General features: G+C 66.7%; 22 protein-coding genes. 11 read left to right on the top strand and 11 right to left on the bottom strand.

Annotation, left to right across the window (positions count from 1 at the left end):
- Positions 1-8 precede the first annotated feature (8 nt).
- The gene (locus ACTF4R_RS20775) at positions 9-1,994 is read left to right on the top strand and encodes a hypothetical protein (RefSeq protein ID WP_440010491.1); all 1,986 of its coding nucleotides are present in this window, start codon (positions 9-11) and stop codon (positions 1,992-1,994) included.
- Between the two features lie 40 nt (positions 1,995-2,034).
- Entirely contained in the window at positions 2,035-2,949 is a 915-nt protein-coding gene (locus ACTF4R_RS20770) for an NAD-dependent epimerase/dehydratase family protein (RefSeq protein ID WP_440010490.1), read from the top strand.
- Positions 2,950-3,081: 132 nt separating this feature from the next.
- Here the strand turns inward: ACTF4R_RS20770 and ACTF4R_RS20765 are convergent, their stop codons facing one another.
- From ACTF4R_RS20765 to ACTF4R_RS20750, 4 genes are all read right to left on the bottom strand, one after another.
- The gene (locus ACTF4R_RS20765) at positions 3,082-3,669 is read right to left on the bottom strand and encodes a metal-dependent hydrolase (RefSeq protein ID WP_440010488.1); all 588 of its coding nucleotides are present in this window, start codon (positions 3,667-3,669) and stop codon (positions 3,082-3,084) included.
- Positions 3,669-4,946, bottom strand: a complete 1,278-nt coding sequence (locus tag ACTF4R_RS20760) for a DUF1616 domain-containing protein (protein ID WP_440010486.1) — start codon at positions 4,944-4,946, stop codon at positions 3,669-3,671. Before ACTF4R_RS20760 ends, ACTF4R_RS20765 begins: the two co-directional genes overlap by 1 nt.
- A 116-nt stretch (positions 4,947-5,062) precedes the next feature.
- On the bottom strand, positions 5,063-6,781 hold the full coding sequence (locus ACTF4R_RS20755; RefSeq protein WP_440010485.1) for an asparagine synthase-related protein: 1,719 nt from the start codon (positions 6,779-6,781) through the stop codon (positions 5,063-5,065).
- A 273-nt stretch (positions 6,782-7,054) separates the two neighbouring features.
- Complete coding sequence (locus ACTF4R_RS20750; RefSeq protein WP_440010483.1) at positions 7,055-8,578, bottom strand: lipopolysaccharide biosynthesis protein; 1,524 nt, start codon at positions 8,576-8,578, stop codon at positions 7,055-7,057.
- A 178-nt stretch (positions 8,579-8,756) separates the two neighbouring features.
- Between ACTF4R_RS20750 and ACTF4R_RS20745 the strand changes: the two genes are divergently transcribed.
- Positions 8,757-9,557 (top strand): FkbM family methyltransferase, encoded by an 801-nt coding sequence (locus tag ACTF4R_RS20745; RefSeq protein ID WP_440010481.1) that lies wholly within the window; start codon positions 8,757-8,759, stop codon positions 9,555-9,557.
- 35 nt (positions 9,558-9,592) lie between these two features.
- Here the strand turns inward: ACTF4R_RS20745 and ACTF4R_RS20740 are convergent, their stop codons facing one another.
- Positions 9,593-11,134 (bottom strand): hypothetical protein, encoded by a 1,542-nt coding sequence (locus ACTF4R_RS20740; protein WP_440010479.1) that lies wholly within the window; start codon positions 11,132-11,134, stop codon positions 9,593-9,595.
- A 187-nt stretch (positions 11,135-11,321) separates the two neighbouring features.
- Between ACTF4R_RS20740 and ACTF4R_RS20735 the strand changes: the two genes are divergently transcribed.
- The gene (locus tag ACTF4R_RS20735) at positions 11,322-12,665 is read left to right on the top strand and encodes a polysaccharide deacetylase family protein (protein WP_440010476.1); all 1,344 of its coding nucleotides are present in this window, start codon (positions 11,322-11,324) and stop codon (positions 12,663-12,665) included.
- A gap of 60 nt (positions 12,666-12,725) precedes the next feature.
- Here the strand turns inward: ACTF4R_RS20735 and ACTF4R_RS20730 are convergent, their stop codons facing one another.
- Positions 12,726-13,535 carry an FkbM family methyltransferase gene (locus tag ACTF4R_RS20730; protein ID WP_440010475.1) on the bottom strand — a complete coding sequence of 270 codons (810 nt, stop codon included), beginning with the start codon at positions 13,533-13,535 and terminating at the stop codon, positions 12,726-12,728.
- Positions 13,536-13,767: 232 nt separating this feature from the next.
- Here ACTF4R_RS20730 and ACTF4R_RS20725 point away from each other — a divergent pair, with 232 nt between their 5' ends.
- The 3 genes from ACTF4R_RS20725 (at position 13,768) to ACTF4R_RS20715 (ending at position 16,851) form a co-directional block, all read left to right on the top strand.
- Positions 13,768-15,279, top strand: a complete 1,512-nt coding sequence (locus ACTF4R_RS20725; RefSeq protein ID WP_440010473.1) for a gluzincin family metallopeptidase — start codon at positions 13,768-13,770, stop codon at positions 15,277-15,279.
- A 430-nt stretch (positions 15,280-15,709) separates the two neighbouring features.
- Positions 15,710-16,126 (top strand): DUF7344 domain-containing protein, encoded by a 417-nt coding sequence (locus ACTF4R_RS20720; RefSeq protein ID WP_440010620.1) that lies wholly within the window; start codon positions 15,710-15,712, stop codon positions 16,124-16,126.
- Positions 16,123-16,851 carry a DICT sensory domain-containing protein gene (locus ACTF4R_RS20715; protein WP_440010472.1) on the top strand — a complete coding sequence of 243 codons (729 nt, stop codon included), beginning with the start codon at positions 16,123-16,125 and terminating at the stop codon, positions 16,849-16,851. Before ACTF4R_RS20720 ends, ACTF4R_RS20715 begins: the two co-directional genes overlap by 4 nt.
- Positions 16,852-17,019: 168 nt before the next feature.
- Here the strand turns inward: ACTF4R_RS20715 and ACTF4R_RS20710 are convergent, their stop codons facing one another.
- A complete protein-coding gene (locus tag ACTF4R_RS20710) occupies positions 17,020-17,190 on the bottom strand; it encodes a hypothetical protein (protein WP_440010469.1) in 171 nt (56 codons plus the stop codon).
- A gap of 152 nt (positions 17,191-17,342) precedes the next feature.
- On the opposite strand from ACTF4R_RS20710, the gene ACTF4R_RS20705 reads away from it, so the two are divergent.
- Both ACTF4R_RS20705 and ACTF4R_RS20700 read left to right on the top strand, forming a co-directional pair.
- Positions 17,343-18,119 (top strand): SDR family oxidoreductase, encoded by a 777-nt coding sequence (locus tag ACTF4R_RS20705; protein ID WP_440010466.1) that lies wholly within the window; start codon positions 17,343-17,345, stop codon positions 18,117-18,119.
- Positions 18,120-18,566: 447 nt separating this feature from the next.
- Positions 18,567-18,797 carry a hypothetical protein gene (locus ACTF4R_RS20700; protein WP_440010463.1) on the top strand — a complete coding sequence of 77 codons (231 nt, stop codon included), beginning with the start codon at positions 18,567-18,569 and terminating at the stop codon, positions 18,795-18,797.
- Positions 18,798-18,837: 40 nt separating this feature from the next.
- On the opposite strand, the gene ACTF4R_RS20695 is transcribed toward ACTF4R_RS20700, so the two are convergent.
- Positions 18,838-19,158: a hypothetical protein gene (locus tag ACTF4R_RS20695; protein WP_440010460.1), complete on the bottom strand. Its 321-nt coding sequence runs from the start codon at positions 19,156-19,158 to the stop codon at positions 18,838-18,840.
- 218 nt (positions 19,159-19,376) lie between these two features.
- Between ACTF4R_RS20695 and ACTF4R_RS20690 the strand changes: the two genes are divergently transcribed.
- The gene (locus ACTF4R_RS20690; RefSeq protein ID WP_440010458.1) at positions 19,377-19,769 is read left to right on the top strand and encodes a hypothetical protein; all 393 of its coding nucleotides are present in this window, start codon (positions 19,377-19,379) and stop codon (positions 19,767-19,769) included.
- Between the two features lie 134 nt (positions 19,770-19,903).
- Entirely contained in the window at positions 19,904-21,085 is a 1,182-nt protein-coding gene (glmU, locus tag ACTF4R_RS20685; protein WP_440010456.1) for a bifunctional sugar-1-phosphate nucleotidylyltransferase/acetyltransferase, read from the top strand.
- 119 nt (positions 21,086-21,204) lie between these two features.
- Here the strand turns inward: glmU and ACTF4R_RS20680 are convergent, their stop codons facing one another.
- The 3 genes from ACTF4R_RS20680 to ACTF4R_RS20670 all read right to left on the bottom strand — a co-directional run.
- On the bottom strand, positions 21,205-21,432 hold the full coding sequence (locus ACTF4R_RS20680) for a DUF7563 family protein (RefSeq protein ID WP_440010455.1): 228 nt from the start codon (positions 21,430-21,432) through the stop codon (positions 21,205-21,207).
- Between the two features lie 132 nt (positions 21,433-21,564).
- Positions 21,565-22,863: a helix-turn-helix transcriptional regulator gene (locus ACTF4R_RS20675; protein WP_440010452.1), complete on the bottom strand. Its 1,299-nt coding sequence runs from the start codon at positions 22,861-22,863 to the stop codon at positions 21,565-21,567.
- A 129-nt stretch (positions 22,864-22,992) separates the two neighbouring features.
- Positions 22,993-23,340: DUF7344 domain-containing protein (locus tag ACTF4R_RS20670; protein WP_440010450.1), on the bottom strand; the 348-nt coding region annotated here is incomplete at its 5' end.

Raw genomic sequence — 23,340 nt, 5'->3', positions numbered from 1 at the left:
GATGAGCGATGGCCGGAAACGTCTCCGGCTGGCTTCGACAGCGCCGCTTCGACGTCGACGCCGCCATCGTCGGTCTCGCTCTGGCGCTGCTGATGTTCCCGTTACGGTTCGTCCTCGACCAGATATACGTCAAGACTATCCCCGTCGTCCTCGGCCTGGGCTGCATCGTGTACCTGCTGGCGGTGCGCAACGACGACCGCTACTCGGCGGCCGCGTTCCCCTCCGTCTCGCGGCCGGTGGCGCAACTGCTGCCGAGCGTCGTGTTCGTCCTCTCGGCGATGCTCGTCGCCATCGGCCTCTACACCGGCGAGCGCTCGCTCCCCTTCCACCTCGTCTCGGGGTTCACGGGGGCGCTCATCGTCTTCCAGATACTGTTCACCGACGAGGAACACTTCCTTCCGTCCCTGCTGCTCGTCGAGGTGCTGACGCTGGCGTTCGTCGTCCGGTTCATGGCGGTGTACACCACCCCGTCGTACATCGGCATCGACATCTGGACGCACATGACCCAGCTGGCGGGCGGGGTCCTGCGTCAGCACTCCCTGGCGGCGATGGAGGGCAACAAGCACATCGCCGCGCCGCTGTACCACCTGCTGGTCGCGTCGTCGGCGATGCTGTACGACGTGTCGCTACGCAACGCCCTCTATCTCTCCGTCGGCGTCGCCGTACCGATGTCCATCCTGTTCGTCTACGCCACGACGAAGCTGCTGGTCCCGGTTCGCTGGGCCGTCTTCGCGGCGATGCTCTACTCCGTCGGCGACTACTTCATCGAGTGGGGCATCCACCTCATCCCGACGAGCCACGGCCTCCTCTTCTTCGTCGCCATCCTCTACGCGCTCCTGCGCGTCATGCAACTGGAGTACGGCGCACGCGACTTCGCGCTGCTCGTCTTCCTCTCGGTCGCCATCATCCTCACCCACCAGGTCTCGACGTTCATCATGCTCGTCGTCCTGGGCTCCGGACTGGTCGCGCAGTTCGCGCTCAGGCTCGACCTCTTCCAGGCGACCGCGAACAGACCGGGCGTCTACCGCCAGATGGAGCCGGTGAACCTCGCCGGCCTGCTGGCGTTCGACGCCGGACTCATCACGTTCATGTGGTCGTTCACGCCGTACAACGGCGACTCGTTCCTCGAGACCGTCCTGTTGTATCTCGCGGAGACGCTGCGGTCGAGCGCCGGATTCCTGAACACGGTCGACCCGAGCGCGGAGGGCGTCCCGCTCCCGCCGCCGACGCTCTTCGAACAGGTCGTCGAGTACGTCAACACGCTCGGGTTCATCATCCTGTTCGGACTCACCGTCGTCGGGTGTCTCTACGTGCTCCGGCGCAGGCGGGTCAGCCATTCGGTGTTCACGCTGCTGGTCGCGACCGTCGTCATGACGGTGTTCACGCTCGGACTCCCGCTGATGGGCATCCGCAACTTCATCCCGCAGCGGTGGTTCGCGTTCCTCTACGTGACGATGACGGTGCTCTCGGCGCTCGGCGTCGGCTACATGGTCCACAACCTGGACCGCCGCGTCGCCGTCGCGGTGCTGGTGCTCGTCGCCTTCATCTACCCGCCGATGATGATGATGTCCGGTCACGGCGCGCTCGACAGCCCCGCCTTCCCCAGCGAGCAGGAGCGGCTCACCTACACCGAACCGGAGATGGCCGCCGTCCACTCCGTCGCGGACATGACCGGCTCCCCGGACTCGGCGAACGTCCTCCCCAGCCAGGTGCTCCGCACGGACCACCCCTATCAGACGGTGTTCACCAGGACACATGCGTATCCGGCGGACGCGGCCAACCTCTCGGTCAGCGGCGGCCCGACCGACCACCCGATTACCGTCTACCGCACCTACCAGTCCGAGGGTGCGCCGAAGTTCCGGGTGGTCAACGAGAGCACGAACGCCAGCGTCCCGGTTCGCCGGACCGTCCAGCGCGACCGCATCTGCCGGCCGGGCCAGAGCGTCCTCTACTCGAACGGACAGGTAGTCATGTGCGCAAATCGGACGATATAGAAGCGAACACCTTTTCTTTCGCCCCGGTGCAGGGCCACGTATGCAGGACAAGCGCGTGCTCGTCACCGGCGGTGCCGGCTTCATCGGGTCGAACCTCGCCAACCACCTCGCCGAGGACAACGAGGTCCTCGCGCTGGACAACGGGTATCTCGGCACCCCCGAGAATCTCGACGAGAGCGTGGAGTACGTCGAGGCCGACGTGCTCGACGAGGACCTCCCCACTGACGTCGACGTCGTCTACCACCTGGCGGCCCTCTCCAGCCGCCAGATGCTGGAGGAGAACCCCCGCCAGGGCGCCCGCGTCAACATCGAGGGCTTCGTCAACGTCGTCGAGCAGGCCAAGGCGGACGGCTGTGACACCTTCGTCTACGCCTCGACGTCCTCGGCCTACGGCAGTCGCACCGAGCCGTCCCCGGAGGACATGGACCTCGAAGCGTCCACGGGCTACGACGCCTCGATGCTCGGGCGCGAGCGCTACGCGGAGTACTACGCGGACTTCTACGACGAGCTGACGCTCGCGGGGATGCGCTTTTTCTCGGTCTATCAGGGCTACGGCGGCACGGAGGAGCACAAGGGACAGTACGCGAACACCATCTCGCAGTTCGCCGACAAGATCGCCGACGGCGAGTCGCCCGTCCTCTGGGGTGACGGCTCGCAGACGCGCGATTTCACCCACGTCTCCGACATCGTCCGCGGCCTCGAACTCGCCGCAGACCACGAACTCACGGGCGTGTACAACCTCGGCACCGGCGACCCCTACTCGTTCAACGAGATGGTCGAGATAATCAACGACGTGCTCGGGACCGACGTCGAACCGGAGTACGAGCCCATCCCGCTGGAGAACTACGTCCACGACACCTGCGCCGACATCTCGAAGATGACGGAGGCGACGGGCTGGGAACCCCAGATAGAGTTCGAAGAGGGCGTCCGGCGCGTCTGCGAGCAGTACCAGTAGTCGACCGACTCTCCCTTCTCTCCTCGAGGCGCTCGGCGGCGCTCGCGCGAGAACGCGGCGACGGTGACGACGCCGGTTCGCGAGCGGTTCGACGCTTCGCGGTCGCCTCCCGTCCGCGAGCACTCCGGCGGTTCACGGGCGGTCCCGCTGCTCTCCCGCTGAGAGCCAGTACGGCGTCGGGACGCCCGGCATGCCGTCGTACACCCACAGCAGGAAGACCGAGGCCGCCAGCACCAGTTCGAACGCGAGCACCGGCGAGAGCTCCAGTTCCGCCAGCATCTCCAGGTACTCGGAGAAGTAGACGACGAAGCGCTCGACGAGACCGTAGTCGTTCTCGTAGGCCGGCATCTCGACGACGGGCCACAGCAGCACTTCCGGCTTCAGCCCTTCGCCGAGGACGGCCGGGTAAATCACGTCGCCGACGAGGTGCGAGCAGTAGCCGACCGCGAACGCCGCGCCGTAGCGCAGGCGGCCCCGCCAGCCCGCCAGCGCGAGCGCGAACGCGACGACGACCGGCGCGACGAAGACGGAGTGGGCTATCGAGTACCCCGACGGGAAGAGGCCGAGCGACCACGACAGCGGCTTGTCGACCAGGTCCGGGAGGACGCTGGCGACCGCGAGCGCGAGGACTTCACGCGTCTCCGGCGCGCTCCGCCTGACGAGGTGGACGGTCAGCGAGTAACAGAGGTAGCCGAAGGCGAGATGCTCCCACGGCCACATCAGCGGCCGCCACCGTCCGGCCGGTCGCGGGCGAAGAGGCCGTCGGTGGTCGTCGTTCCCGTGGTTCCGGCGGTCGTTCCCGTCGTCCCTCCAGTGGTTCCGCCGGTCGTTCCGGTGGTCGTTCCCGTGGTTCCGCTGGTGGTCGTGGTCTGTGCGGTCGTCGCCGTCGTCGAAGTCGTGAACCCGGAGGTGGTCGTCGTGCTCGTGGTGTCCGTCGGCGGTCGCGTCGTCTGGGCGGTCGTCGTGTCCGACGGCGGCGCGGTGGTGTCTCCTGCCGACCCGTCGTCCTGCGACCCGTCTCCGGCGTCAGTTTCCGCTCGACTCGCTCGCTGGGACTCCTGGACCGACACCCAGAGTCGGGTCGTCCGGTAGGGCGTGCCGCTCGGGTCGCCCTTGTAGAGCAACAGCTTGATACGCAGGTTCTCGCCCGTCATCGTCGGCTCCACGTCCAGACCCACCTGTTTGGTCTTCCCCTGGTCCACGGTGACCGACTGCTCGCCGAGGCGCTGTCGCTCGGTCACCGTCCCGTCCTCGACGCGCTGGAGCACCGCGACCACCGTGTAGCTCGTTCGCGATTCCTCGTGGTTGCCGACGTTGACCGTCAACGTGGAGGTCTCGCCGGGCGGGTAGGTCGTCTGGTACGTCGAGTTGGTGTCGCTGTTGACGTCGTTCGTCTCGACGTAGAACTCCGTGAACTCCCGGCCCTGCGGCGGGTTGAACATAGCGTACGCCGCCGTGGAGGCGACCAGGAGGAAGCTCACCACGATGACGACGTTCAGCAGCGCGCGCCGCCCGCCGTCGTCGCCGCGTCCGATCGGACCGAACAGCATCGAGGGGACGCTCGGCAGGTACCGCTCCTGGGGTGGCACGCGCAGTCGACGGACGAACGCAACCGTCGCGAAGAAGACGGTGACGCCGACGACGCCGTAGATGATCGGATGCACCCGGATGCCCCACGGCGTGAAGTTCGTCGCCGCGGCGACCATCGGGACGATGGCCACCGACAGCGCCACCGACAGCGCGAGGCGCTCGGGGCCGCCGAGGTCGTACGTCGCGTCCGTCTCGTCGGTCCCGAAGGTCCGCCGACCGCTGCCGGTGCTGCCCGAGGGGTACAGCGCCGACAGCAGCGCGTATCCCGGCAGGAAGACGACGAGCGGCATGACCAGCGCGACGCGCAGACGGCCGCCGAAATCGGCGTACGCCACGTATCCCCCGACCACGGCCAGAACGAGGACCACCAGCAGGTCGACGAACCACCAGCGGCTGTTCGCACTCATTGCCGACGTGGACGCGTTCGACGGGTTTTATTATACGGCTCCTAAGCCGCCGGGGGCCGGTACCGTCGCGTCTGAAAAAGCTGGCGGCGAGAATCGGCGACCGGAACGGCCGTCGACTACTGTTCGGAGGCCACGCCGTCGTTCGGATACTCGTCGGCGGGCATGTAGAGCACGTCCGTCGGGTTGACGGCCGTCTCCGAGCACTGGGCGACCCAGCCGACCATGTCGTTGATGCGCAGTTTGTGCCGCGAGGGCAGTTCGTGGACGGTCTCGTGCTCGGGGAACAGCCGTTGGTCCAGGTTGTACTGGTCGTACACCTTGTTGCGGTCCGGCCACGCGGGCTCGAACTCGCTGACGAACGGCAGTTTCCGCCGGGCGAGCCGCTCCGCCCCCGACAGGAGGTCGGACGTGTACGGACGGTCCGGCGGTCGGTGCCGGAACAGGTCGCCGTCCAGTTGCTGGATGGCCTCGATGAACGTCTCCGTCGTCCGGTGTTCCGGTGGCGTCTGGAGATGCCACTCCAGCAGCTCGGTGTCGGCGGCGATGAACGATTCGAGGTAGTGGTCCGCGAGATGCGTCCGGGACGGGATGGTCGGCTGGTTGCTGATGCTGAACAGGGACAGCGCGTTCTGGGTCGTCTCCGTTCGGTCCCAGCAGCGGTCGAACTCGTCGGCGATGGCCTGTCGGACGAACTCCTCGCCGGCCTCCGGGTCCCCGGTGTACTGTTCGGCTATCTGCCGGCTCTTGTCGGGCTTGAAGCCGAAGTTGTCCAGCGAGGCCGTGACGGCGTCGGGGTCCGGTTCGAGTCGTCCCAGGGGAACGGACTTGCCGAACAGCTCCACCTCGACGCGCTTCTGGGCGAACCCCTTCAGTAGCGTGTCGAACAGCAGGGCGTGGTACATCGTGTCGACTTCGATGTCGTTGTTGTAGCCCGCGTGGTGGACGTGGATGGACTCTTTGATGCCGTTGGTAGCTCGCACCTTCTCCTCGCCGGGTACGATGTAGCGGTCGTTGGTCACCAGCGTCGTGTGGTCGACGCCGTACTGGTTCGCCAGCCGGCGGGCGACCTTGACCTCCTGGGCGTCCGGCATTCCGACCGTGTAGGTGTGGTCGATCTCCCCGAACTGCGAGAGTATCGTGCGCGAGTCGTAGCCGGCCGACAGCAGCAGGCCCTTGTCGCCCGGCTGGCGCGAGCGCCGCCGGATGGCCCGCTGCATCCGGTCGGCGAGTTCGCCGGCGTAGTCCATCTCCTGCTCGTCGTAGACGAACCGGTCGAGTTCGCCCGCCTCGTCGGCCGTCAGGTAGCCGTCGAACGGCGCCCGCTGCAGTTCGTGGAACAGCGTCTTGTTCCCGAGGACGACGCCCATGTGGAGGAACTCGCCGACCGAGCGCCGTCGCATCGTCGTGTCCTCGACGGTGCGAGCGACCGCGGCGGCGTCCGACCCGAACACGCGGACGCCGGGGTCGTCGGTGTAGAAACACTCCCACGACCGGATCGGGTCGGTGAGAACGATCGCCTCGCCGTCGTGCTCGACGAACGCGAGGTACGAGCCGTTGAGCGCGCGGATAGCGTCGACGCCGTCCTCCGCGTAGCGCTCCAGTAGCCAGCGCGCTGGCTCCGACCAGCCGCGTTTGTTGGGGTACGCCTCTCCCCAGATGACACAGCTCCCTTCCTCGCCGGAGTAGGACGCGCTCCGACCCGGAATTCCGAGTCCGGTATCTCGGATTCCCACTGTCGCGATGTCACTCTCCACAACGTCGTCGAACTCTCGCTCGGACCGGAACCGGGCGAACGTTTCCCGGTCACCGAACACGCCGAATATCTCCTTGTTCATCGTTCTGGCCTCGTTCCGTGGTCAGTGTCGACTGCGCCAGTACGGCTCGCGGCGGGTGACCGTCCGCCGTCGGCTCCCGGCTCGCGACGACTCCTCGTCGACCGGCGCCGTCTGATTGCGCAGTTTGCTCGTGTCACGGGTGGCTTTGCTAACGGTGTCGTCACTAGACGAGTTAACTATACGGCGGATAACATCAGACGGATTTCGTTTAGGACCGTTGCAACGGATTCCACCCCGACGGTTCTCCGGGGCACGACCGCCGTCGAATCGGCCTCACTCCCCAACTGCGCCGGTTACCGTGCTGAGCACGTCGCGGATACCGTACCCGCCCCACGTCTCCATCGCCAGGATGGTCGCGCCGTAGGTCGCCACGCCCGTGGCGACCATGACGACGAACTTCGGGATGCCCGCGACCGGCGCGTTCGCCCCGACGAACGCCACCGCCGCGTACATGATTCCGCTGGCGACCAGCGGGTAGCCGACGATGGTGAGCACCCGCCGGTAGCTCCCGTCGACGACGCGCACGCCGAGGTACGTCGAGACGGGCGCGGAGAACACGAGGGCGTTGCCGACGACGACCGCGCTCGCGCCGACGATGCCGTACGCCGACGTCGCCGGGTAGATGGTCGCCGCCATGATGGCGAGTTTGCCCACCTGGATCTTCGTCGCGAGTTCGGGTTTGCCGACCGCCTGGAAGAGCGGGCCGGTCGTCGCGCCGATGGAGCGCAACAGCCCCCACAGCGCGAGCAACTGCATCACGGTGACGGCGGGCAGCCACTGCGGACCGAGGAACGCGCGGACGAACGTCTCCGCGACGGCGACGATGCCGATAGCGAGCGGGATGGAGACGAACGTCGTCAGCTGGACCGTCTTGAAGAACGCTCGCCGGAGGTTCGAGGCGTCGTTCTGGAGTTTCGAGTACGTCGGGAAGATGACCTTCGAGATGACCTTCGTCACCTCCGTCGCCGGCGCGTTCGATATCTTGTAGGCGTACTGGTAGAGCCCGAGCGCCGCGCTGCCGAGTAGCCAGCCGACGAACACGTCGTCGCCCTCTGTGATGAGGAAGACGACGATGCCCGACGCCGTAATCCACTTGCCGTACCCGACCAGTTCCCGCACCTTCGGCACGTCGAACGCGGGCCAGGGCCGGTGTTCGTGGAGGACGTACGACAGCAGCGTCGCCGCGAGTACGCCCGCGACGTCGCCGAACACGAGCGCCCAGACGTTCTCCCACGCGAACGCCAGTCCGACGGCGACCGACACGGCGACGACCGCCTTCCCGACGAGGTAGACGAACTGCTTGTCGTAGTCGAGGTCCTTCCGGAAGTAGACGATGCCGGGGTTCTGGACGCCGGTTATCAGCGGCACCAGCGACATCGCCTGGATGACCTGCGTCGCCGTCTCGCCGGCACCGAAGAAGTCGCGCGCGATGTACGGCGCGGCGAGGATACCGATACCGGCCAGTATCGCCCCGCGGAGCGCGGTCAGCGTCCACGCCGTGTCGAGGTACCCGTCGATGTCGTCCTCTTCCTTCTGGATGAGCGCTTCCTTGATGCCGAGGTTCGAGAACCGCCGCATCGCCGCCAGCGTCAACAGGGCGTAGGCGACCAGGCCGAACTGCTTCGGCCCGAGGATGTTCCCCAGGATGACGAGTTTCACCATCTGGAGCCCGCGCCCGAGGACGTTCGCCATCGTCGCCCAGATGCCACTCTTGACTGCCCGTTCGGAGACGTCGCCACCGGGGGTCAGCCGCCGCTTCAGTCGTCGCAACCGCGCGAGAAGCTCCTTCAGCGTCATCGATAGAGTCTCAGGGTCGTCCGACGAGCGCTCGTCGACTCACCGGACGTAGTATTCCGTCGTCGACTGCTACCGTGTTCGCGAACTTTGTTATGAACCTGCTAAGCCGGGCCCCATCGGCCGCCGGCGGCCGATTAGCGGTGCCATATATTTATGCGTCGCCTCCCGACGTTCGTTCATGCCTGACCTGGCCCGCCGGGCAGCCCAGAGCCGTCTCTGGACGGTCTGCAAGCAGGCCGGGATAGCGTCACACATCTCCTCGCTCTACTGGTACGTGAAGCTCGCCGCCCACCTCGGGTCGGTGTCGGTGACGGTCGGCGGTCACACCATCACGTTCGCTGCCGACACGCGCACCGAGTACCAGCGCGTCACCTCGCTCGTCGGCGAGCGCTCCGTCGTCGAGTCGCTGCTCGCCGACGTCCGCGCTTCGGACGTGGTGTACGACGTCGGTGCGAACATCGGCACCCACACCTGCTTCGTCAGCAAGCGACTCCGGGACGGCGTCGCCGTCGCGTTCGAGCCCATGCCGACGAACGCCGTCCGCCTGCGCCACAACCTCTCGGTGAACGCGCCCGCCGGCCGCTGGCGGGTCGCCGAGTTCGCGCTCTCGGACGAGGACGGCTCGGGGCAGCTATCGGTCGAGGGCGACGACTACGGCGCGGGGAAACACGCCCTCAGCACGAACGGCGACCTGGATATCGACGTCCGGCGCGGCGAGTCGCTGATCGACGACGGCACCTATCCGCCGCCGGACGTCCTCAAGGTGGACGTCGAGGGTGCGGAACTGCGCGTGCTCCGGGGGCTCGGCGACCGACTCGACGACGTGCGCGTCGTCTACGCGGAACTCCACCACGACCTGAGCGCCGACTACGGCACCTCGACCGACGAGATAGAGCAGTATCTCCGCGACCACGGCTTCTCGGTCGAGCGCCTCAACGAGCGCTCGGACGCCTACCACGTCCGCGCCGTGCGGGAGTAGCGTCCGAGCCCTCTACACGCCGGTAGCGCCGGATCTCAGAAGCTGTTGTCGTACCCGCTGTAACCGTCGGCGCTGTCGTCGCGGATACCGTTCTCGATGTCGCTCTCCTTGACGTAGATGTCCTCGGCGTCGTCGGTCAGATGCAGGCCCGCGCGACCGTTGCGCGAGCGAGCGCTGACGTCCTCGATCCACGTGTCGTCGCCGTGGTCGACGATGGGAACGTCGGGGGAGACGTAGTTCCCCTGGTAGACGAGGCAGTTCGCGCCCCTGTTTATCAGCGCGTGGCGGCCCTCGTCGCTGCTGTGGTCGACGTTCACGTCCCGGAACTCGCAGTTGTCGCGGGCGTTGTAGATCGCGCCCCGGGTTCCGTTCTCGGGGGCCCCGCCGGTGACGGTGACGTGTTCGAGGAACACCGGCCCGTTGTCCTTTCCTTCCTTTATCTTCACCGCGGGACCGCCGCCCGCGTCGTGGTCGATGTCGGTCCACTTGATGCGGGTCTTCCCCGCGGAGGAACGGACGGAAACCGCGGCGGTCGGCTCGTCGGACCGGACCGTGATGGTCGAGTTGACGATGTAGTTGTACTCCGCACCGTCGGTGATCCAGATGACGGGGCTCTCGCGGCGGTACGTCTGGAAGTCGACGTTGTCGACCACGAGGAGGTTGCCGGCTTCGAGGCGGACGCCACGCTGTGCCCGGCCGCGGTCCTCACCGTCGACGACGACCGTCGCGTCTTCGATGCGGCTGTCGTGGCCCCCGAGGCGTACGTTCGTGCCCAGGTTGTTCTGGAATCGACCGCCTTCGACACGGATGGCCCCGGTGCCGTGGGCGGCGTAGAGACCGTTGTCCGGGAACCCGCGGAGAACGCAGTCGCGGAACGTCATCGTGCCCTCGTTCGCGCCGTTGCAGACGATGCCCGAGGGACCGGTCCAGAGTCGGTCACCCGGAGCGTTCTTCGTCAGCGCGGCACCGCCGGGGGCCGTGAAGCGCTCGACGAGGCCGGAGCCGTCGGAGTCGGCGACGACGAACCGGCCGGGCCCCCACGCGCCGCTGTCGTGATAGCCGATCACCTCGACGTCGCGGACGACCATCCCGTCGTCGACGACCGCGTCGACGACCCGGACGCCCGTGTCCTCGCGCGTCTGGTCGACGGTGAACCCCTCGACGTGCAGGTCGGTGCCCGGCGCGTAGTCGATGCCGAGGCGGAACAGCCGGTAGTTCCAGTCGCCCTCGTCGTCGAAGTCGTGGAAGTTCGCCGGGACGAGTTCCGCGTCGTCGCCGACCATCCCGAAGTTGTCGAAGCCGACGTGGCGGACCTGCTGGTCCATGTAGTACCGCCCTGGGGGGAACTTCAGTAGCGTGTCGTCGCCGGCCAGTTCCTCGACGACGGACGTGATCGACTCGTCCCCGTCGGGGTCTGCTCCTTCTTCAGTTACGTCGATGACCGTTCCGTATCGTTCCGCGATGTCGTCGCCGGCGGCAGCGGTGCCGACGACCGAAGTAGCCGCGACGGCCGCACCCGTCAACTTGAGATACGAACGACGATTCGTCTTGTTCCAGTTTCGTCTGCCTGACGCCATCGAATCGGTCGTATCGATGGAACATATTAATTATCTGCTGCCTAGTCGAGTTGTATTTCGGGTTCTGAGCCGTTGGAAACGTTGTGAACGGTGTCTGGTGAACAATATTCACAGTCGTATAATCCACGTCACAGTTCGCTTAAGCGCCATATAAGAAAATACCCGTGCCTGCTTTGGTGAGGTAACGATGAGTAGACAGACTCGACGCATGTTCCTCGCCACCGTCGGTGCGACCGGTCTCGCGGGATGTTCCGCAATCGGCGGCGACAACCCGAGCGACACGCCCTCCGGCACCACGTCTCAGACGACCACGACCAATGGCGGCGGTGACGGAACCTCGAGCACCAAGACGACCTCCTCCAGCTCGAACGGGTCGCAGGCGTTCGCGGACTTCGAGGACCTCAGCCGCTGGTCCGCTCTCAACCAGATGGGGACGCTCAAGAAGAGCAAGAACGCCTACACCGGCTCGCAGGCCGCCTTCGTCACGGGCGGGAAGAAGACGAACGAGGGGAAGATAGAGGCTGCTGCCGCCCAGTTCGGCAACAACAACAACCTCGCCGACTTCAGCGACAAGGACCTCTCGATCGCGTTCAAGTGCAAGTCACACCAGTTCTCGAAGATATCGGTTCGACTCGTCGACATCGGCAAGCGCCAGATGGAGATGAAGCGGGTGCTCGTCGGTCCGAAGGACACCTGGGTTCGGGTGAACCTCGGGACGACGGACGTGTCGAACCCGAAGAACTTCGACCTCTCGAGCGTCTACAAGATCCGCATCATCGGTCGGCCGCGCGACCCGAAATCCTCCAACCGCATCAAGTTCCTCGTCGACGACCTGCGGACCGTCAAACAGCCCAAGAAGGGCAAGGTGATGCTGACGTTCGACGACGGACTGTCGTCGCAGTACCAGAAAGCGTACCAGCTGATGAAGAAGAAGAAGTACGACTTCCCCGGCGTCGCCGCGGTCATCACGGAGGCCATCGGCAACAGCGACTTCATGTCCTACGAGCAGCTGCACCAGATGAGCCAGAAGGGCGGCTGGGACGTGATCGCGCACCCGAACTCCCAGGCCAAGCCGATGACGGGGTACTCAAAGCAGAAACAGAAGCAGATGATGCAGCAGTCGAAGAGCTACCTGCGGGACGCGGGGTTCGAGGGTCACAAGTACATGGCCGTCCCGAAGAACGTCGTCGGGCCGACGACGTTCAAACTCGCTCAGGACATGTTCGACCTGACGTTCAGCTGGGGCGCGTCGCCGAACGCGCTTCCGATGATCACGAAGGACACGGTCGTCTCCCGCATCTACGCTCATCAGAAGAGCCAGACGAGCATGCGGACGGTCAAGAAACGGATCGACGCCGCAGCACGATACAAGCAGCTGACGCCGCTGCTGTTCCACCGCGTCGGCGGCAAAAACGGCATCCCGATGAAGGACTTCGAGACGATCCTGAAGTACATCAAGAAGAAGGACGTCGACGTCGTCACGCCGTCTGACCTCGACAAGCAGGGCCTGTTGCAGAAGACGCCCAAGTAATCGCGCCGGTCGCACCGACGGTCGCCGCCCGTCGGTCCCCTTCCACTTCGCGTCTGAGCGCTACTTCTCCGCGCGCAGGAAGTACTCCTCGCCCCGGTCGTGTATCGTCTCGACCGTGAAACCGCAGTCGTTCAGCACCTCGCGCACGTCGGCCTCGCTCGCGCCGTCCGCGTCGAGCAACGTCGGATGCACCTCGCAGTAGACCAGCCGGCACGCCGGTCGCGCGAGCGTCGCCGCGAGTCCGTGGAGGGCGTCCACCTCCGCACCCTCGACGTCCACCTTGAGGACGTCCGGCGGCGGTACCTCGCCGGCCTCGACCAGCGCGTCGCCCCGGCGCATCGTCACCGATTCGGTGCCGTCGGTCGAAAGCTGGGCGACGCCGTCGGTCGCCATCGCGCCCTCGCCGCTCTCGTCCGTCAGTGCTTCGCGACGCACGTCCGCGGTCGCCCCGTTGTGCGCGAGGTTCGCCTCGACCCGAGCGGCTTTCGCCTCGCGCGGTTCGAAGGCGACGACCTGGCCGTCGGGGAGCGCCGCGGCCGCGAAGCAGGTGTAGGTGCCGACGTACGCGCCCACGTCGAAGACCGTGTCGTCGGGCTCGAGGCGACCGAGCAGGTCCGCGAGCACCGGCCGTTCGTCGACGAGCGTCCGGTAGTGGCGGAACTCGTCGGGCGAGTCGGCGCGGAACGCGACCTCGACGTCCCCGACCCGTCGTTCGTGGGTGCCGCCGGCGGCACGGTAGTTCAGCCACCAGTACGTCCGCGAGAGCGTCGACTGCAGGCCGAGACGGCGGATGGCGGTGCTCGCGGGCGGGGTAGCGAGCGCCTTCCGTCCGGTCCGGAGGACGACCGACGCGAGATTATTCGACGGCATTGTTCGGGTGTATTTTCTCCCGAGAGCCTTGAGTGTGGGGGTCGTCCCGATGTGCGGTTTCCGACGCCCCCGCTGGCGAACGAGCGCGACCTGCGGCGAGGTGGGGCGACGACCCGTCCGCGGTCACGCGGAACTGGCGTTACCCTGCTCGCCGACAGACCGGCCGTACGACCGCCCCAACGGCGCCGCAGGCGTCGTATAACAAAACCGTCGGGAGTCGTCGCCCGAGTCGATGACGCGCCCCGGGGGACGGGTTTCCCGACCGACGGTCTCGCTGCTGGTCGCGCTACTCGTCGTCGCGACCGCGTTCGCGCCCGTAGCGGCGGCGACGGCGCGAACAGACGCCGCTCCGGCCGCGCGACCGGATTCGGCAGCGTCGCTCCAGTCGCAGTCGGCCGAGTCGCCGCCGAGCGTGAACGTCACGGTCGAACGCGGCGACGACCCCGAGACGGTCCGTCTCCACCTCTCGTTCGACGCGCCGGCGGAAGCGCGGTCGTTCTGGGTGCTCGACTACACTGGAAACGTGGTGTCCACCGAGGGGTTCGTCGCGGACGAGACGGAGGACGGCGACTCGGGCTACCGCTGGGACGGCGAGACGGCGTCGCCGTCGATGACGGTCGAGACGAGCGTCGACGCCGCCGCGGGGAGCGGCGACTTCGAAGGAAGCGAGTACGCCGCCACCGACGCGTGGACGCTCGTCCCGACGCCGAAGCTCGCGGTGGCGTGGCTGCCGGCGGACGGCGGCGAGTGGCGCCATCGCCGACCGCTCCAGCGGGAGTCGTACCCGAAGCGCGTCGAGTTCGTCGAAGCGGGCGTCCTCGGCGGGTCGTTCCTCTACGTCGGCCAGTACGAGGAGTACACCCGACGCGCGGACGGCCAGCGGTTCCGCGTGGTCGTCGCGGCGAACGCGACGCCGGCGACGAAACCCCCCGAGGCGCTCGACGCGCTCGCGGCAGCCAGCCGGCGGCTCCCGGGCGAGTCGCCCGACGACGTGCTGGCGTTCGTCCTGCCGGACCCCATCCGGCGTGGCGGTTTCGCCGCCGCGAAGACGGACGAGTTCTGGGTCCACGAGGACGCCGAACTCTCTGACCCGTCGAACCTCTGGGTACACGAGTACGTCCACACGCGCCAGTCGTTCTCCCTGGAGACGCGGATGCAGTGGTTCCGCGAGGCCAGCGCCGGCTACTTCGCCGCCAACGCCTCGATGCGACAGGGACGGGTCGAGCGCGCGACGGTCGCGCGGACGCTGCGAGGCAAGGCGTTCGCGGACGCGACCCTCTCGAAGCCGCCGACGTGGTCGAGCCACGAGGTGCCGTACTACCGCGGACCGCTCGTCCTCTGGGCGCTGGATCGCCGGATTCGCCGGGCGACCGACGGCGACCGCGACCTGCGCGACGTGTTCGACCGGATGAACCGCAAGAAGGGGCCGGTGAGCTACGCCGACTTCGAGCGCATCGTCGCCGACGTGGCCGGCCGGTCGCTGGACGCGTGGCTCGAACGGTACGTCACGACGACGGAGCGGCCCGGCGTCGAGCAACTCGGCGTCGCAGCCGGAGAGGTCGACGGACCGCCCGGCGACGGCCGGGACGCCCCCGGCGACCGCCCGCGACTGCCGGGAGCGGCGGAGTATCTCTCCTCGGCGCTGGCGCTGTGGAGCGCGCTGGCGCTGGTCGGACTGGCGGTCGGACTGACGCTCGGCGGTCGCGTCGCCGACGCCGCGGAGCGGTTCCGGGACCGGCGGTAGGTCGGCGCGTCGAAACCGAAGCCGCGACGGTTCGGCGGTGTTCGCGGACGGTCGCTCGCTTCCCGACCGTCGCCGTCGGTGGCGGCCGACCGGGAACTGGACGGCGACCCCCCGGCGAGAGACCGGTTTCGGCGCTCGTCACGGCACCCTCCCCTCCGCCGACCGGCCTTTAAGTGATTCTCGCGACAAGGGATAGATACGAGCGGAGACGACGCTCGTTCTCCCTGGTGTTCTCGTCGACCAGCCGTCGCTCCGTCGTTCTCCCTGGTGTTCTCGGGGGGTCTTCCACCGTCGAGTGGCGACGTTACCGGTCCCGAGAGGACCGCCCTGCGCTCCGTTTCTGGTTGGGGCCGGCGTACGACTCCGACGATGGTGGTTGGTAACAAAACACTTACCGACTGGTGCGTCGATACTGACGACTAGAGTGGGAATGGACCGAAACGGTGCCGATGGAATCCCCGACGTGTTAGTGGACACTTCTATCGACGAACAGGTGTTTCGGGCGCTCTCCGAGCGTCCGCGACGGTACGCGCTCTACGTGCTACTCGACCGGGAGTCCATCGAGACGAGCGAACTCGCGGACGTCCTCACCGGATGGCTCTACGCCGCCGGACGGGGAATGGCAGGGCCGGAGGAGCGCGAACGGGTCCGACGCGACCTGTACCACGTTCACCTGCCGATGCTGGTCGACGCCGGACTCGTGGAGTGCGACGAGGCGTACACCGTCGTCGAACTCTCCGCGCTTCGCGTTCGCGTGCTCGAACTGGTGCAGTGGTCACGGGCGTACGAACGAGAAACCGGTCGGGACGTCCGCTCTACGACCGACTATCGAAGCGGAGAGGTATGAGTTCCTCCCGTCCGTTCCTCAAGGCGAAGATAGACGAGGTAGCGGCGGACGAAAAGCAGTTCGTCGTGTACGCGGCGACGGCGGACGACGACTTCGCCGAGCGGTTCGCCACCAGGAACGTCGCCGTCACGCACCGACTGCTACCCGACGTCGGTGGGGACGGCTTCGTCGTCGTCCGTGACCGCGAGGGCTTCCGGGCCGTCGTCGGCATCGCGACGCTCCGGGCCTTCCTGACGCCGCCAGTCTCGCTGTCCGGGACCGCCGACGTCGACACGGCCGACTTCCAGGCGTTCCTCGCGCTGCTGGACGACACCCTGTTCCGGTCGATGAACCGGCGGCAGTTGCTCGCGACGTCGCGGGAGATAGAGGACCGAGCGTGGCGATACGGGACGGGCCAGATTCACGTCGGCTTCCAGTCGCTGACGGCGTTTCGCACGCAGGTCACCGTCTACCGGCTGCTGGCGAACCGGCCGCAACTGTCGGTCCACGTCTACGGGCGACCGGAGTGGACGCCGCCCGACGACACGGGCATCACCTGGCACGTCGAATCGAACGACGAAATCGGCGACGTCTGGTTCCTCGCGTACGACGGTGGCGGGGAGGACGATATCAAGTGCGCGCTCCTCGCCGAGCAGCGGGGACCGAGCACGTACGACGGCTTCTGGACGTACGACCCGGCGACCGTCGACCAGGTCGCCGCGTACCTCCAGCAGACGTACGGCTGAGTCCCGACCTCGCGTCGCCGGTACTCGTCGGTTGACGCGGTCGTGCTCGTGGCGTGCGCTGACGAGTCGTCGTCGAAAGAATGGACCTCGTGTACCCCTACCCGAGGTAATTACTCGACTGCGGGGGTCGGATAAATGCTTTCTGCAACCCATCGACCCGCCGATACGTCATCGTCCGGTCTTGACCTCTCGCACCTGTTCCCGGGGGTAGAACTGGTTCACGTCGTCGGTCCGGACGCGGACCCAACCGGGGTAGACGGCGGCACGGACGCCCGTTATCGTGGTGCCGTCCGCGAGGACGACGGTCGCGTTCGACGACTCGGATATCGGCTCGACCATGACCCTGCTTCGAACGCCGCGACGTAAATACCGGGGGCGTGCGGGTCGAAGTCGGGCCAGCAACACGCCGGCCCGGACGAAAACGTCTTCGGCGGTCAGCGCTCCGGCGAGTCGCCGCGCCGTTTTATGTGCCAAGACGGCGTGGCAAACCCATGGCAGGAGACCTGCTCGACGGCGAGGTGGCGGTCGTGACGGGCGCAGCGAGCGGTATCGGACGCGAGATAGCGCTGGCGTACGCGGACGAGGGGGCCGACGTGGTCGTCGCCGACCTCCAGGAGGAACCTCGTGAGGGTGGTGACCCGACGCACGACCGGATCGAGGACGAGACCGACCGGACGGCGCGGTTCGTCGAGTGCGACGTGACGGACACCGACGACCTGGCGGCGGCGGTCTCGGCCGCCGACGACCTCGGCGGCGTCGACGTGATGGTGAACAACGCCGGCATCTTCCGCAGCCAGGAGTTCCTCGACGTCACCGAGGACGACTACGACCAGTTGATGGACGTGAACGTCAAGGGCGTCTTCTTCGGCGCGCAGGCGGCCGCGAAGCGGATGGTCGAGGACGACGGCGGGGTCGTCATCAACATGTCGAGCGTCGCCGGCCTCGCCGGGTCGGCCTCGTTCGTCACCTACTGCGCGTCGAAGGGCGCGGTCAGACTCCTCACGTACTCCCTCGCGGCGGAACTGGGTCCGGAGGGCGTCCGGGTCAACGCCATCCACCCCGGCCTCATCGACACGGCGATGACGACGGAGGACGTCCCCATCCTCGGCACCGAGGCCGGCGAGGGATACATGCAGACCATCCCTTCCCGGCGGTTCGGGCAACCGGAGGACGTCGCGGACGCCGCGCTCTACCTGGCGAGCGACATGGCCGACTACGTGAACGGCGAGTCGCTGGTCGTCGACGGCGGGATGACGAACACGAACTGACCCCGGCCACCGCGCGCTTCGGCGTCTGCGATGTTCAGGAAGGCGAGCGGTTCGTCGAGGGCGAGCTGCTCGCGGTGTCCCGCAGGTCGTCGCGCTCGAACGCCGACCCGCGGCGAGGGCCGGCGGCGCGAACGGTCGGACGCCGTCGGTCGGGATTGTCGGATGCTACCGCTTCTCGTCCCCCCGATTCCGAGAAAACGCGGCGACGGCCCGTCTCGACCGGCTTGAAACGGTCCGAAACGATTCAGGACGGCGTCCCGGATTTATTACTACCTGCCGATACAGTCGAATCGAGAACAGATGAGCCAAACTGACAGTGTCCCTTCGTGGAACGGTTCCCAGGCGTTCGAAACCTCTCTCGAAGCGCTGGTCGCCGCTGCGTGGCGAGACGGTGTCGAGTTCGATCGCTCGTGGACGTTTCGACGTTCCGACGACCGGGCGGATATTATGGTCGAGATTACACGACTGGCGGACGACGGGTCTGCGTCGGCCGACGGGCACGCCCTCGAACTCGACGAGACGGCGTTCGAAACGGAACTGGCCGCCCTCCTCCGGCGCGGCGACCGCGACGGCGTCGCGTTCGACCGCTCGTGGACGGTCCAGTGCGCCGACGGCCCGGCCCTGATGGTTGAAGTGACGCGGCTCGCGACTCCCGACCGCGTCGCCTGCACCGGATAGTTCTCCCGCTGACGTCTTTCTCTTCCGTCTCCGACCGCGTTCAGACCGGCCTGATAGCGTCGAGTTCGCCGAGCGGCTGGCGCTCTTCGGCGACCGGCTTGAGGCGGTCGACCTGCGGGTCGAGCCAGCCATCGGCCCACTGGGTCTCGACGCGGAGGAAGTCGTCGGCGAACGTCGCGAGCAGCAGCGTGAACCGACTGTCGGTGCGGTCGACGTGGTGAACGTGACCGTCTATCGTCACCCCATCGACCGTTATCCGGAGGGCGTCGTCGACGGAGAGGTCGACGAAGGAGTCCACCATCTCGGAGACGGACTGCTGGCGACCCCTCGCGTCGGACGTACTCGCGTCAGTTGCGTTCATGTTGGTCGATGGTCGGTGGGGCTACCACTTAAAGCCGGAATACGGTTTCGTACCGTTCTCTTCTCTATGCGATAGCTAAGATAGCCCTCACGTCACTCGAATCTCCTCTGTCGTATCGTCTCTCGAATAGGTGTGGGGACGGCCGGGGCTCGCTTGCCCATAAAGGACGGTCGTACGAAGGCGAACTACTATCCTCTTGCAGCTGTATGGAATATTATATGAACGAAGACTGCCAGGATTCTCGGTCCCGGGCTGCGAAACGCCTCTCGCGGGAGTCGAACGGCCACCACGACGGAATTCCAGTCCAGGTCGGAGAGTTCACGCTTCAGCAGAACGTCCATCCGGCTGTCAAATACAGCGACGGCGACGAATCCGTCTACTGTCGCCGGGTCGACGGCCAGTGGCAGGCCCTGGCGGTCGAGGACGGCCGCACGCGAACCCTCCTCCGGGGACTGGGGTCGAAGAACCACGCGCTGTGGCTGGCCCGCGAGTACATGGAGTTCGGACGCACCTACGACGACCCGAGCATCTGGTCGGACCTGCCGGCCCGCGAACGGTCGAACCCGTTCCAGGACCTGCTGCGCGCCAGTGGTGACGCGCCCCGATTCTGACCACCGGACTCGATGCTGTCACCGTGTTCGCTGGCATCGATTCCCACGGGGTCACGGCTTACCCCGTTAGTCCCTCCAACCGCTGACCGTTAGCCCGTGAATAATAATACGCCCCCTGCCGGAAGTGCAAAGACATGCAAGCGATCGTTCTCGCTGCGGGCCAGGGGACCAGGATGCGGCCGCTGTCCGAGTCGTGCCCCAAGCCCATGTTGCCAGTCGCCGAAGAGCCGCTGGTCGCACACACCGTCCGTGCCGCCGTCGAGGCCGGCGCGGACGAACTCGTCCTGGTCGTCGGCTACGAGGCCGACACCGTCCGGGAGTATTTCGGCTGGGAGTACGCCGGCATCCCCGTGGAGTACGCGGTCCAGGAGCGCCAGCGCGGCACCGCCGACGCCGTCCGGGCCGCCCGCGAGCACATCGACGGTCCGTTCGCCGTCCTGAACGGGGACAACCTCTACGACTCCGACGCGGTCAGCCGACTGTTCGACGCCGCCCCGAGCATCGGCTCCTACCAGGTCGAGGACCCGCGGAACTACGGCGTCCTCTCGACCGACGGTGACCGGGTGACCGGCATCGTCGAGAAGCCCGACGACCCGCCGACCGACCTCGCCAACACCGGGGCGTACGTCTTCCCGGAGCGCGCCAGCGAGTGGCTCGACGTCTCCGAGAGCGAGCGCGGCGAGTACGAGATTACGGACGTCGTCGAACGCGTCATCGACGAGTTCGACGTGACCTCCGTCGAGATAGACCGCTGGCTCGACGTGGGTCGCCCCTGGGAACTGCTCGAGGCCAACGAGTGGAAGCTCGCGGAACTGGACCGGGACCTCCAGGGCGACGTGAGCGAGGACGCCACCGTCGAGGGGAACGTCGTCGTCGAGGAAGGAGCGACCGTCGAATCGGGCGTCGTCATCGAGGGACCCGCCCTCGTCCGGACGGGCGCGACCGTCGGTCCGAACGCCTACGTCCGTGGCGCGACCCTCGTCGACGAGGGCGCGAAGGTCGGCCACAGCGTCGAGGTGAAAAACAGCGTCCTCTCGCCGGGCGCGACGGTCGGTCACCTCTCGTACGTCGGCGACAGCATCCTCGGACGCGACGTGAACTTCGGCGCCGGAACGAACGTCGCCAACCTCCGCCACGACGGCGAGGACGTCGAACACACGGTCAAGGGCGAGCGCGTCTCGACCGGCCGCCGGAAGTTCGGCGCCATCGTCGGCGACGGCGCGAAGACGGGCATCGACACCAGCCTCTATCCCGGAGTAACGCTGTCGGAGGGCGCGACGACGGCGCCAAACGAGACCGTCTCGCGAGACAAGTAGCGAGCACCTGACCGCGTCGGCGCGTCGAGGACTCGGCACGCGCCCTGACGCGGTCGGCGATGCCATCACCGGGACTATCGGCCCTCGGAGTCGGGTGACGGTGAGAGAAAGTTACCGGCTCACCGACGCAGTTCTTCCCGGGCACGCTCGGCTTCTTCGGGATGGTTGGCGCGGCCTTTCTTGACCTCGGTGGCGGTCATGCATTCGAAGCACCCGTACACTTCGTTGCGGTTGTTGCCGAACACGCGAGCGAACTGTGGGGTGACGAACGCGTCGCAGTTGCGACACTGGGTGTCGGCCATCGCGCTGTCCTCGGTTTCGTGTGAGCCGGTTATGTCCATCGACATTGCGTGCCGGGCTTCTCGGGGTACTACTATTATTATCCAGCCGTTAACCGCTTGAAAACGGACGAAACGATTCGCTAAACTGTTTTCTTCCGGCGAGTCGCCACGCGTGTCCCGCGATTCGTTGTCGTCGACTCACCGATAATTCTCGTCGTCGCCCCGGTCGACGCCGGAGGGTTTCGCCCCGTCGAGGTAGACGATGTTGCCGCGACCGACCCGGAGACGGTTGATATTGCCCCGTTCTTCCATCCGTGAGAGGACTCGACTCACCTTCGACTTCGACCACCCCGTCTCCTCGACCATGTCCGACTGTTTCATCCGACCCCCGTTCCGGCGGAGCAGGTCGTCGACCCGGCCCTCGTCCGTCAGCGGTTCGCTGGGTCCAGCGTTCGCCACGGACGATTCCGGTGGCGTCGACGGCCCACCGCTTCCGACGCCGGCGTCGCCGGTCGATTCGCTCGGCGAGTCGGTCGGCTTCGGACCCGAGCGGTCGGTCGCCATCCCGGAGTCGCGGGCGTCGCTCGCCCGCCAGAGGAGCACGGTCGCCCCGAGGACGCCGACGCCGAACAGGACGAGCAGGGCTATCTGGGCGCCGGAGAGGTCGCCCGACGCCGTCCCCGGCGTCGTGGTCGTGGTCGTGGTAGTTCCCTCGCCCATCGTCTGGGGACTGTTCGCGTCCTTCGGGTCAGACTCCAGTTCCCAGTACTCCTTGCCGTCGGGAATGCCGTCGCCGTCGGTGTCGGGATTGTTCGGCTTCGTGTCGATCTGGATCTCGGTTGCGTCACGAAGACCGTCGTCGTCACTGTCTGCGTCCGTCGGGTCCGTGTCGTGTTTCTCGATTTCCGCCTGGTCGTCGAGGCCGTCGTTGTCCATGTCCGAGTCGTCGAAGGCCCTCGGCGGCCAGTCGGCCGTTCGCATCTTCTCCACCTCGAACTCGTTCGTCAACCCGTCCCCGTCGAGGTCGCCCGACTTCGTCATCACGTACTGCGACCGCGTCCGGTTGTCGAGCGCCGGCGCGTTCTTGTCGAAGGTCGGGCCGAGTTCGAAGTACAGCGTCCGCTCGCCGGTGGTGCTCGCGTTCCCGGCGTCGAGCGAGACGGTCACCGTCGACCCGTTGCCGACCTCTCTGCTCCGGCAGTCGAGCGCGCTGCTGTCGGTTTCGTTCGGGTAGACGCAGACCGAGTACTGCTTCTCGGGCGCGTCGACCTGGTACGTGACGTTCACGGTGTACGGTTCGGACTGCCAGAGATACTCCGTTCCGTCGAGAGAGGTGACGACGGCGTCGCCCGTGCTATCGATGGTGACGATGCGGCCGGTCCTCCTCTCGTCGTCGCCTGCCACCGGCGGCACCAGTATCACGCTGGTGAGTACCAGGAGGACCGCGAACACGACGGACAGTGACCGGCTATCGCGGCCCCCGGGGTAGAACTGCATTCTTTCGAGTACGTATCTCGATTGTTGCTACCCCCGTGATATAGTTTTGTGTTAGACGAAAATATCTACTATCGAATATGAAAGTTGACACGCGCATCACGCGAAGATGTTCGGGCGTACCGTGGCCGGTTACTGGCGTGCGAGCTGGACGGTTGCGATGGCGGCGTAGGTGCAGACGACGAGCGCGCCGAGAACGGAACTGGTGACGCTTCCGACGAGCGGGAGGCCCAGCCACGTCGCGGCGAGCGTTCCCGCGCTGGCCGCCGTGGCCCAGCGGTAGTAGCGGAACCACCGTTCGTCGTCGTCGTCGTCCTCGGCTTCGGAACCGTCGTCGCTACGGGCCTCCAGGTAGGGGTCGAACTGGTCGGCGAGCGACCCTCGTTCGACGATGCCCCGGCTCTGGTTGTAGTCGATGACGCCCTCCTCGTCGAGTTTCGGGAGGTGAGACTGGTAGAGAGCGATGTACACGCGCTGGCG

This window comes from Halomicrococcus pelagicus (genome assembly GCF_051917725.1).
GTDB lineage: Archaea > Halobacteriota > Halobacteria > Halobacteriales > Haladaptataceae > Halomicrococcus.
Note: the sequence above shows the minus strand (reverse complement) of the source record. Positions and strands in the feature narration are given on the sequence as shown.